The sequence below is a fragment of the Bacteroides sp. genome (assembly GCF_029057325.1).
Classification (GTDB): domain Bacteria; phylum Bacteroidota; class Bacteroidia; order Bacteroidales; family Bacteroidaceae; genus Bacteroides.
This window is the reverse complement of the sequence record NZ_JAICZW010000150.1, coordinates 30,369-42,295: the sequence shown is the minus strand read 5'-3', so window position 1 is coordinate 42,295 and position 11,927 is coordinate 30,369. Positions and strand designations below refer to the sequence as shown.

The 11,927-nt window shown below is 49.5% G+C and carries 8 protein-coding genes; 3 read left to right on the top strand and 5 right to left on the bottom strand.

Going from position 1 to position 11,927, the window contains the following annotated elements:
• Window positions 1-287 precede the first annotated feature (287 nt).
• Window positions 288-2,249: a DNA topoisomerase (ATP-hydrolyzing) subunit B gene (gene gyrB, locus K2G43_RS09470; RefSeq protein WP_297642317.1), complete on the top strand. Its 1,962-nt coding sequence runs from the start codon at window positions 288-290 to the stop codon at window positions 2,247-2,249.
• A gap of 117 nt (window positions 2,250-2,366) precedes the next feature.
• Here the strand turns inward: gyrB and K2G43_RS09465 are convergent, their stop codons facing one another.
• The 5 genes from K2G43_RS09465 to K2G43_RS09445 all read right to left on the bottom strand — a co-directional run bounded on the left by K2G43_RS09465 (window position 2,367) and on the right by K2G43_RS09445 (window position 6,652).
• Window positions 2,367-2,807: a hypothetical protein gene (locus K2G43_RS09465; RefSeq protein WP_300154545.1), complete on the bottom strand. Its 441-nt coding sequence runs from the start codon at window positions 2,805-2,807 to the stop codon at window positions 2,367-2,369.
• Window positions 2,808-3,058: 251 nt separating this feature from the next.
• On the bottom strand, window positions 3,059-3,640 hold the full coding sequence (locus K2G43_RS09460) for a DUF3109 family protein (RefSeq protein ID WP_300154542.1): 582 nt from the start codon (window positions 3,638-3,640) through the stop codon (window positions 3,059-3,061).
• 60 nt (window positions 3,641-3,700) lie between these two features.
• Window positions 3,701-4,066, bottom strand: a complete 366-nt coding sequence (locus K2G43_RS09455) for a four helix bundle protein (protein WP_300154539.1) — start codon at window positions 4,064-4,066, stop codon at window positions 3,701-3,703.
• A gap of 17 nt (window positions 4,067-4,083) precedes the next feature.
• Complete coding sequence (gene gpmI, locus K2G43_RS09450) at window positions 4,084-5,598, bottom strand: 2,3-bisphosphoglycerate-independent phosphoglycerate mutase (protein ID WP_300154536.1); 1,515 nt, start codon at window positions 5,596-5,598, stop codon at window positions 4,084-4,086.
• Window positions 5,599-6,046: 448 nt separating this feature from the next.
• A complete protein-coding gene (locus K2G43_RS09445; RefSeq protein WP_300154533.1) occupies window positions 6,047-6,652 on the bottom strand; it encodes a ribonuclease HII in 606 nt (201 codons plus the stop codon).
• Window positions 6,653-6,821: 169 nt separating this feature from the next.
• Here K2G43_RS09445 and K2G43_RS09440 point away from each other — a divergent pair, with 169 nt between their 5' ends.
• Both K2G43_RS09440 and K2G43_RS09435 read left to right on the top strand, forming a co-directional pair.
• Window positions 6,822-8,444 carry a tetratricopeptide repeat protein gene (locus K2G43_RS09440; RefSeq protein WP_297642328.1) on the top strand — a complete coding sequence of 541 codons (1,623 nt, stop codon included), beginning with the start codon at window positions 6,822-6,824 and terminating at the stop codon, window positions 8,442-8,444.
• A gap of 345 nt (window positions 8,445-8,789) precedes the next feature.
• A complete protein-coding gene (locus tag K2G43_RS09435) occupies window positions 8,790-11,921 on the top strand; it encodes a TonB-dependent receptor (RefSeq protein ID WP_297642329.1) in 3,132 nt (1,043 codons plus the stop codon).
• Window positions 11,922-11,927: the final 6 nt, after the last annotated feature.

Genomic DNA, 11,927 nt, shown 5'->3' with positions numbered 1-11,927 from the left:
GTTTGTCAGTCAAGACCGTCACCACCGATTTATCCTCGGCCATGATGCTGACAGTCAGAAAGGCCTTTCCGGCGGCCGGTTTTTTGAAAGCACAAAAGAAGGAGACAATCCTGTTGTCATCGCCTATCGGGTTCGCAACAACCTGTTTTAATCTCCTTTTAAGAAAGCGGAAGCCCTTCAAACAAACATTAAAACGTGTGTTTCAAGTAGCTTTTTGCCCCTCCATTTTTCACCAGTATCGTTTTTTTTTGTAATTTTGAGACCGTAAACAAATAATCGATTTTAGAATGACTGAAGAACAGATTCACTCCAATAGCGGGAGCTATTCTGCCGAAAACATCCAGGTACTGGAAGGTTTGGAAGCGGTGAGAAAACGTCCCGCAATGTACATCGGTGATATTAGTAACAAAGGACTTCACCACCTGGTTTACGAAGTTGTGGACAACTCCATCGATGAAGCACTCGCCGGTTACTGCAACCATATCGAAGTCACCATCAACGAAGACAACTCCATCAGCGTACAGGACAACGGACGCGGTATTCCGGTGGACTTTCATGAAAAAGAGAAAAAGTCGGCACTGGAAGTTGTCATGACTGTACTGCACGCTGGAGGTAAGTTCGACAAAGGTTCTTACAAGGTGTCGGGAGGTCTGCATGGTGTAGGCGTATCGTGTGTGAACGCCCTGTCCACACACATGACCACACAAGTGTTCCGCAACGGAAAAATCTATCAGCAGGAATACGCCTGCGGGCATCCGCTCTACCCCGTCAAGGAAGTAGGCACCACAGATATCACCGGCACGCGCCAGCAGTTCTGGCCCGATGGCAGCATCTTCACGGAAACAGTTTACAGCTACGACATCCTCGCCACCCGCATGCGTGAACTGGCCTATCTGAACGCGGGTATCAAAATCTCACTGACCGACCTCCGCGTAAAAGATGAAGAAGGAAACGTAAAGCAAGAGGTATTCTATTCGGAAGAAGGATTAAAGGAGTTTGTCCGCTACGTGGACTCCTCACGCGAGCACCTGATGAACGACGTCATCTACATCAACACCGAAAAGCAAGGAACACCGGTAGAAGTAGCCATCATGTACAACACATCCTATAGCGAGAATGTCCATTCCTACGTAAACAACATCAATACCATCGAAGGAGGTACGCACCTCGCCGGTTTCCGCCGTGCGCTGACCCGCACACTCAAGAAGTACGCCGAAGACAACAAGATGCTGGAGAAAGCAAAAGTAGAAATCTCCGGCGATGACTTCCGCGAGGGTCTGACCGCCGTCATCTCCATCAAGGTGGCAGAGCCGCAATTTGAAGGACAAACCAAGACCAAGCTCGGCAACAACGAAGTAATGGGTGCCGTGGACCAAGCCGTGGGCGAAGCACTCTCCTACTACCTGGAAGAGCATCCGAAAGAAGCCAAGCTGATTGTGGACAAAGTGATATTGGCGGCACAAGCACGCATCGCCGCACGCAAGGCACGCGAATCCGTACAACGCAAGTCACCGATGTCAGGTGGCGGCATGCCGGGCAAGTTGGCCGACTGCTCCAGCAAAGACCCCGAAGAATGCGAATTGTTCCTCGTCGAGGGTGACTCGGCAGGCGGTTCGGCAAAACAGGGACGTAACCGTGCATTCCAAGCCATCCTGCCGCTCCGCGGTAAGATTCTGAATGTAGAAAAAGCCATGTGGCACAAGGCATTCGAAAGCGATGAGGTGAACAACATCATCCAGGCACTCGGCATCCGCTTCGGTGTGGATGGCGAAGACAGCAAGGAAGCCAACATCGACAAGCTGCGTTACAAGAAGATAATCATCATGACCGATGCTGATGTCGATGGGTCACACATCGGCACACTGATTATGACGCTCTTCTTCCGCTACTTCCCGAAAGTCATCCAGCAAGGCTACCTGTATCTTGCCACTCCTCCCCTCTACCTTTGCACCAAAGGTAAAATGAAAGAGTATTGCTGGACCGACCAACAACGCCAGAAGTTCATCGACACCTGCGGTGGCGGTTCGGAAAACGCCATACATACCCAACGCTACAAAGGTTTGGGTGAAATGAACCCGGAACAGTTGTGGGAGACCACCATGAATCCCGAAAACCGCATGCTGAAGCAAGTCCACATGGAGAACGCCGCCGAAGCCGACTACGTCTTTTCCATGCTGATGGGCGAAGACGTGGGTCCACGCCGCGAGTTTATCGAGAAGAACGCAACGTATGCAAACATTGACGCTTAAACAAGAGATAATAGAAAAATGATAATTTAATAACCAACCTCGCATCTTACAGCGAAGAAACCCCGGACAGGCAGGAGACTCCTGCTGACCGGGGTTTTTCTTTTGAACTTTAGGCTATCAATCTGAAAGTTCAAGTTCGAAATAAATATAATCCTTAATATTAAACTTTTCATACCATTCTGACGGATGTGTTTTTGAATTACGCACATCGCAAAAGCTCAATCCTGAATGATATTCTCCATCTATCAGAAACTTTTTCTCCGTTCCAGTTGTAAAAGCCATTATGGGCAGGCAGTCGGTATCAAAATAAGTTTTCGACGGATATGTTTCCATCAGTATTTGAGGAATAAGGAGTGCAGGAAGATTTATATTTACTTCCTCACGATACTTGCAACAAAGCTGTATCGTATCTTTAGACAAAGGTTTGGAAAGAAAGAGGCACTGTACACTATCAGCTCTGCAAGGCACTTTAGAACAAAGTTCTTTCCGTTCCGCTTTGTTTTCATGACATCGCACAATATATAATTTATAAAACTTATCCTTTAAGTTACCCTTCACTATTACTTCAAAACCGTCATTGAAATCTTACATCAACGCAGCATCCGGTTCTTTATAGTCTAACGAAAGGGGAGCTGCTTCTTGTGCAACCAACAATGTCAGATGAAGACTCATAAAAAACAAAGAGATTAGAATGCTTTTCATATACTTATTTTAGAATTAATAGCCTGATTACAAAGCTACTGATTTCCCGTAAATCCGCAAATTAATTTCTAAATGATGTATCAACACTGCCATTTCTTTCATTAATCTCACAGCATCCCTTGTTTCCTCAACTCCTCCGCTGCAATCTCCAGTTCCGCATACCACTCTTCACCGAACTTGCGGATAAGCGGTTCTTTCAGGAACTTATATACAGGTACGTTTTCCTTCTGGCCTAAGAACACGGCAGCCTTGCAAACATCCCAGCGATGGTAGTTCACCGCCTTGTAAGGTCCGTAATCCCCTACCCTTACCGGATAGAGGTGACAGGACACAGGCTTGTAGAAACCGATCCGCCCTTCCCGATAAGCCTTTTCAATGGCGCAATAGCAGCAGCCTTTCTCATCGTAGCAAGTAAAGACACAATCTTTGTTGTTGACAATGGAGGTCACCAGATCTCCTTCACAATCGGTATAAACAACACCCTGTTTTTCGATTACGGCACGGGCTTCGAGAGAAAGGTCATCCCAAATCTGCGGAAGCACTTCTTCCAGCTTTTCCACCTCGTCCAACTCCACCGGAGCACCGGCATCTCCCTCAATGCAACATTCGCCTTTGCAGGCATCCAGGTTACAAAGGAATTTCTCGCGCAACACGTCGAGCGAGATTACAACATCATCTATCTGAATCATACTTATTAAATTAAAAATTGAAAATTAAGAAATAAATGTTCCTGCCAAACAACTAAACATTCATTTATTTAAGGACTTTTTCATTGGCTTGACTATACTGACTAGTAAAGCTATTAATTCATTGCAATCTGCGGAAATGGAACAATAGGTACTTTCTTCTATGTAATGAGTGTCTTTCAGCAAAGAAAGCCAATAAGAGGTCTCGCTTACTTCTTTCAAAGCAATATTCATTTTGTTTAAGAAATCTGCACCGCTTTGCGCATGATGCGCTTCTGCCACCAATGCCCCAATAGCTGTGCCACTTCGAAGCACCTGTTTAGATAGGACAAACTCTTTTTGCGTACCCACCAAAAACTTGTATGCGTTTACTATACGAATAGCAAACGCATACGATTTAGCTTGGATAGGGTTATCCTCTGCTATCATTTTTTAATTCTTAATTCTCAATTTATCAGATCTTTACCCGTCATCTCCTCCGGCTGTTTCATACCCAGGATATGCAGGATAGAAGGAGCTACATCGGCCAGTACACCGTTCTCGACCTTGGCATCCTTGTTTGCCGTCACGTAAACAAACGGAACGGGGTTCAGGGAGTGGGCGGTGTTCGGAGTGCCGTCGGCGTTCAGGGCGTGGTCGGCATTGCCGTGGTCGGCAATGATGATGACTTCGTAGTCGTTGGCTTTGGCGGCCTCTACTGTCTCCTTCACGCAATCGTCGATGGCTTTCACGGCCTTTTCTATAGCTTCATAAACGCCGGTATGTCCCACCATGTCACCGTTGGCATAGTTCACCACGATGAAGTCGAACTTCTGCGTACGGATGGCTTCCACCAGCTTGTCCTTCACTTCGTAAGCGCTCATTTCCGGCTTCAGGTCGTAAGTGGCAACCTTCGGAGAGGGAACGAGGATGCGCTCTTCGGCATCGTAGGGAGTTTCGCGGCCACCGTTGAAGAAGAAGGTGACGTGCGCATACTTCTCCGTCTCGGCAATGTGCAGCTGTGTCTTGCCGTTGGCCGCAAGATATTCGCCCAGCGTGTTCTGCACGTTCTCTTTGTCGAAGAGGATGTGGACACCCGTAAAGCTGGCATCGTAGGGAGTCATGCAGTAGTACTGCAAGCCGGGGATGGTGTTCATGCCCTGTTCCGGCATATCTTGTTGAGTCAGGACGATGGTCAGCTCTTTGGCACGGTCGTTGCGGTAGTTGAAGAAGATGACTACATCGCCTTCCTTGATGGTGCCGTCGAATCCACCGTTCACAATCGGTTTGATGAACTCGTCTGTCACACCCTCGTCGTAAGATTCCTGCATGGCCTGCACCATATCGGTAGCCACCTTTCCTTCGCCGTTCACCAGCAGATCGTAGGCAACCTTCACACGTTCCCAACGCTTGTCGCGATCCATGGCATAGAAGCGTCCTACGATGGAGGCAATCTTGCCGGCCGACTGCGCACAATGTGCGGTCAGTTGCTCGATGAATCCCTTACCGCTTTTCGGGTCGGTATCACGACCGTCCATGAAGCAGTGGATGAACGTATTCTCGATGCCATACTCTTTGGCGATGTCGCAGAGTTTGAACAAGTGGTCGAAAGAGCTGTGCACACCACCGTTGCTGGTCAACCCCATGAAGTGGATGTTCTTGCCGTTCTGCTTCGCATACGAGAAAGCGGAAACGATTTCCTTGTTCTTCAGAATGCTTCCGTCGGCGCAGGCACGGTTGATTTTCACCAAGTCCTGATAGACGATACGTCCGGCACCGATATTGAGGTGGCCTACTTCGGAGTTTCCCATCTGGCCGTCGGGCAAACCTACGTTCTCGCCGCTTGCCTGAAGCTGCGAATGCGGATAGTCAGCCAACAGGCTGTCCCAATAGGGAGTCGGTGTATTGAAAATCACATCGTCTTTCTGATGGTCGCCACAACCCCAACCATCGAGAATCATTAAAAGAGCTTTCTTTGCCATACTATTAATCGAATTAAATTGTACAATCTTTTTCCATGACAGAAACGCTTCCACGGGGAAAGAGTTCGAATCATGCGGCAAAGGTACAAAAAAGAGCGGTTAAAGCGTACTGATTCAAGGGATTTATATTCTATTTAGGAAGTTATCGGGAGTTAAAAGGAGTTATCAGCCGACAAGTCGGCTTAGGAGTTAAAAGCCGGTACTTCTGTTTAAACAAGGCAACGATCGGCCGGGCGGCTTCATCAAATTTCCGGCAAAAACCACCCCATTATTTCCCGACTTGACAGACACTTGTGTCTGTCTTCCAGAAGTCCAGTGTCTGACGTGACAGACACAAGTGTTTGTCACGTTGAACACAAGTGTCTGTCAGGCCACCTATTCAACGCTGATAATCAATACATTAAAACATACCTTCATTTATATCCTCTCTCTAAAGAAGAGAGAGGCCTTATCCGAAATCCAGCGTCAGCTGCCCGTCCCCCAACAGATTGAACGTCATCCGATGATAGGGTGTGGTGCCGTATTCCGCAATGGCCGCACGATGCTTCTTGGTGGGATAGCCTTTGTTGCTATTCCAATCATAGCGGGGATACTCCGCATGCAGGCGGTTCATGTAGTCGTCGCGATAGGTTTTGGCAAGAATGGAGGCGGCGGCGATGGAAAGATACTTGCCGTCGCCCTTCACCACGGTGGTGTGAGTCAGGTCCCGGTACTTCTTGAACCGGTTTCCGTCGATGAGCAGATGCTGGGGACGCATCTGTAATTGGTCGATGGCACGGTGCATGGCCAGGAAAGAGGCGTTGAGGATGTTGATTTCGTCTATCTCTTCGGGAGAGACGATGCCTACCGCCCACGCCAAAGCCTCTTTCTCAATCACCTCACGCAAGGCATAGCGCTGCTTCTCCGTCAGTTGTTTGGAGTCGTTCAGCAGTTCGTTCTCGAAGTTTTTGGGCAGGATAACGGCGGCGGCATAGACCGCACCCGCCAGACAGCCGCGTCCCGCCTCGTCGCAACCGGCTTCTATCAGGTCTTTATTCAAATAAGGTAATAGCATATATATTCTTTTTTAAGGAGTTATCGGCCGATACTCCGCAAAACGATTGTTTTTTTGACTCCCGATAACTTCCTCCCATAAAGAGTCGCGGGCGCAAAGATAAATCTTTTTGGAAGAAACCTGACTTTTAAGAAGAAATAATTAAATTTGCAGACATAAAGGAGACCCTATGAAAAATGTGATGTATCTGCTGCTTGCCTGCTGGTTGATGCCGGTCAGCCTGCTTCAAGCGCAAAACACCCAATCAATCGAAACGCTGATTGAACAAGCCCAAAAAGACCTGTACAACAATCCGAAACAGGCTTCTTTCTATGCCGCCCAAGCCGAAGCCCTGCTACCGGAAAACGCATCGGACGAGAGCCGCGTACGGGCCATGCTGCTCTACTGCCACGCAGAGCAACTGCTGGGCAACTTCGACGTCAGCATCAAGCACCTCTACGATGCGGAAAAGTACATAGCTCCTGCCAACAAACAACAAAAAGCGCAACTCTATGCCCTGATGGGACGCATCTATACCAAACTGGGCGACCACAACAAAGCCATCGAACTGAACGACAAGGCAACCTCCATCTTCAAGGCCATCGGCGACTCCACCTCCATTGCCGACTGCTACAACCAACGCGGCGTGACACACCTTTTCATGAACGAGTCCGCCGTTGCCGACCGCTTCTTCCGCCGGGCATTGGCCATCAACCGCGCACAACGAGACCTGAAAGGGATAGCCGCCAACCTGAACAACCTGTGCCTGTATGAAGGGGACACGGAAGAGAAACTGACCCTTATCCAGGAAGCCATCACCATCAACAAGCACCTGGAAGCGCAATGGTCGCTCGGAGAGAACTACAACAACATGGGAAAGCAGTACTACTACGGCAAACGATACGTCCAAGCATTGGAAGCCTTGCAAAAAGCCTACGAATATGCCTACGACATCGGTGCCCGCGAACTGATTTGCGACAACTACGAATACTTGTCTATGGTCTATGCCGCCATCGGCGACTACAACCAGGCATACAAGTACCTGAACAAGATGTACAACCTGAGCACCGCGTTGCAAAGCAGCAACAAACTGCGCAACATCGAGCAGGAAATATCCTACAAAAGGCTGCAAGACCAGAAGCATGCCACCGAAATGCAGGAACAGGACTACAAGATAGAGCTGCTGAAACGCAACCTGTGGCTGCTGGGTTGTGTGCTGATGCTGGTGCTCGCCTCCTGCATCTTCATCTATATATGGTACAAACGCCGGAAAGACCTGCAACTGGTGGAGACGCGCTATCAACTGGAGCTGTCGGAGCGCGAAGTGTCGGAACTGAAGCTGCAACGGCAAGCGCAGGAACTGCAAAACGTGCAAAGCGCCCTCGACAACAGCCGCCAGGAAGTGACCAGCTTCGCCGTCTTCCTGAGAAGCCGGAACGAACTGCTGGATAAGATACGTGAAATGATAAAGGAGGGTTACAAGATGGATAGCCAGTCACTCGTCCCCCACCTGAAAAAGGTAAACGCCTTCATCAGCCAGTATCAAAGCGGCGACAAGACCAACAGCGCCCTGCTGCTGAACATCGAAGGGAAGAGCAAAGAGTTTTTGGAAAGACTCATGCAGAAACATCCCAACCTGACACAAGGTGAAAAGCACCTCGCCACGCTGCTCCGCGTCAACCTCTCCACCAAGGAGATTTCCATGATAACCGGCACCACCCCCAAGACCATCAACATGAACCGCTACCGGCTGCGCAAGGCCCTCAACCTTGCCCCCGAAGAAGATTTGACGGAATATCTGCAAAGCATCTGATGAAGCGGCTATCCACTTCGGCCGGATAACATAGGCAGTTGACCAACACAACATGCCATGTTTCCGGACGCTACAAAGCATGTTTTCGGATGAAACAAGCCATGTTTTCGAGTGATACGGCCATCGGTCTGCCTTCTTTCCGAAATGTTGTCTTGTAGATAGTACGAAGCTACATAAAAGCTGTATATCACATATTTACAAGAAAGCATGTAGATAAAAGAAATCCCCGGGAACGGAGTTTGTAGATACTTTATAGATAGTTCTCTTTTGCGTTCTTACTCTCAAATGCACTTTCTTTGCTGTCGTGAAAAACAAAGTAGAAACCTTAAAAAAACTTTATCACACATGAGTAAAATTACATTTATTTCCACGAAGCAAAGAGCATTGTTGACCCTACTCTTTGTTTGTCTGATGTCGCTAAGCAGTGCTTTGGCGCAAACCATTCAACTGACCGGTACAGTAACCGACACCAAAGGAGAAGCGCTGATTGGTGCCAGTGTGCTGGAAAAAGGAACCACCAACGGATGTATTACCGACATCGACGGTAACTTCACGTTGAACGTCTCTGCAAACGCCACGATGATTGTCTCATACGTGGGCTACGTGGCTCAAGAAATCGCCTTGAACGGACAGAAAAACATCAAAGTAGCTTTGAAAGATGATTCCGAGATGCTGGACGAGGTCGTAGTCGTAGGCTATGGTACGATGAAGAAGAGTGACATGACGGGAGCCATCACTTCGGTAGATACCGAAGAGTTGACTAAGCGTGCCACGACCAATCCCGCCGAAGCCCTGCAAGGCAAGATTGCCGGTGTCAACATCATGAAGTCGGGTGGCAATGCCGGTGCGGGCGTTTCCGTGAAAATCCGTGGCGTGAAGTCGTTCGGCAGCAACGAACCCCTCTACATCATCGACGGTTTTCCCGGCGACATCGACAACGTGAACCCGCAGGACATCCAGAGCATGGAAGTGTTGAAAGACGGTGCAGCCGCAGCCATCTACGGTTCGGTAGCCGCCAACGGTGTCATCATCATCACTACCAAAAACGGCAAGAAGGGTGAGACGCACATCGACTTCAATACATACCTCAGCATGACAAGCGTTGCCAACAAGCTGGAAATGGTAAACTCCGACCAGTACAAAAAGACCATCCTTGCCATGTTCGAGAACTACAACGCACAATATCCCGACGATGCCGCCACCATCCCGTCATACGCCACCACCAACACCGGTGTCAACACCGACTGGCAAGACCTGATGCTGCGCAACGGTTTCTCACAAAACTATATGTTCAGCGTGCGCGGGGGTGGCGAAACAGCCCAATACTCGGTTTCTTACAACCACGCCGACGATAAAGGTATCTTCCTGGGCAACCAGTTCCGCCAGGACAACGCCCGCATGAAGATGCACATGAACAAATACATCTTCGACATCGATGCCAACCTGAGCTTCCGCTACACCAAGAGCAAACAGCCTCAGTATAGCTTGCGCGAGATGTACGGTACGGCTCCGTTGCTCCCCGTTTACGACGAGAGCCAGAAGTATGGTTTCGCCCTGACTCAGACATTGGGTCTGCCCGCCAACAACAACGTAATGGCCGACCATCACTTCCGCGACGCCGCCACCAAGCGTTTCTACACCAACGCCAACGTATCACTGGGTGTGAAACTGGCTCCATGGCTCAACTTCAAGACCAGCTACGCTTACCGTGGCACACACTACCGCTACACGCTACACTATCCCGACTTCCTCTCTAACGAACAAAATCCCAGCACGCTCTATCCCTACCACGGTGAAAGCACCTACTATTGGGAAGAGCAGGTGATTGACAACGTGCTGAACTTCAACAAGGACTTCGACAAGCACAGCGTAAGCGCCATGGTGGGTTCTTCTATTACCGCCACCAAATATACCGAAAACGGCGTGAACGTAACCGGCAAGACTACCAAATACTACATAGACGATAACGGTAACCTCGCCACCCGTGACGAAGCAGCCGGTTTCCTCGATCCCGACTTCAGCACCATCAACGCCGGTACAGGTGGTACATACGCCGGCAGCGGTTCCAAGTACGAATACAACCGCGCTTCTTTCTTCGGTCGTGTCAACTACAACTACGACAACCGCTACCTCGTTCAAGCGACCATGCGCTACGACGGTTCTTCCAAATTCGGTTCCGACAACCGTTGGGGTTGCTTCCCCTCTGTGGCTTTGGGTTGGAGAATCAGCCAGGAAGCCTTCTATCCACAAGACTTTTTCATCAACAACCTGAAGTTCCGCGTCAGCTGGGGTCGCCTCGGCAACGAGAACGCTTTGGGATACTACGACTTCCAAGCCTTGATTACAAGCTACAACCGTTGGGAAGGTGGTTACATTCAGGGTGGAAACGCCTGGCCGGGCTCCGCATCCTGGGAGATGGAAAACCGCGGCCTGAAATGGGAGACTACCGATACAAAGAACATCGGATTCGATTTCGGTATGTTCAACAACAAGCTGACCGGTGCCTTGAACTACTACATCAACCAGACTGAAGACCTGTTGATTACCAAACGCCTCTCTCCGTCTGCCGGTTATCAGAACCCGATTCTGAACGTAGGTAAGATTCGCAACCAAGGTGTCGAACTGGAACTGAACTGGAACGACAAAGTGAAAGATTTCGAATACAACATCGGCTTCAACTTATCTACCACAAAGAACGAAGTTGTGGAACTCGCCGACAAGGGACAGGCACTTCCCTCTACCGGCTTGATTTACGATACCGACCACGTACCTGCCTACGCCAAAGAAGGAAAGCCCATCAGCGGTTTCTACCTCTACCGCACAGCAGGTATCTTCCAGAGCGATGCCGAAGCCGCCGCTTACGTAAACTCCAACGGCAACCGCCTGCAACCGGATGCTAAAGCCGGAGACATCCGTTTCGTGGACTTGAACGGCGATGGCGTGATTGACGAAGATGATAAAGACTTCTGTGGTACCGGAATTCCCAAATTCGAGACCAACCTCAACTTCTCCGGTTCTTACAAAGGTTTTGACCTCTCGTTCAGCCTGAGCGGTGTATTCGGCCACAAGATTTACAACGGCAACCGTTTCTTCTATGAATCCATGACCGCACCTATCAACATGCTGAGCAGCGTAGCTGACGCTTGGAGACCCGACCATACCAATACCGACATCCCTCGTCCGGTTTACAACGACCCCAACGGCAATGCCCGCGAAAGCGAACGCTTCCTGGAGAACGGCAGCTTCGTACGTCTGCGCCAGGCACAGATTGGCTACTCGCTCCCACAAGCTTTGCTGAAGAAGGTCAACATCGAGAAACTTCGCTTCTACGTCAGCGGTGAAAACCTGTTCACCATCACCGGTTACTCCGGTGTAGATCCCGAGTTCTCTACCAGCAGCCCGCTGAACGCCGGTATCGACCGTTACATCTATCCATTTACCCGTTCATTCACCGTGGGTGCACAACTTACATTCTAAATACTT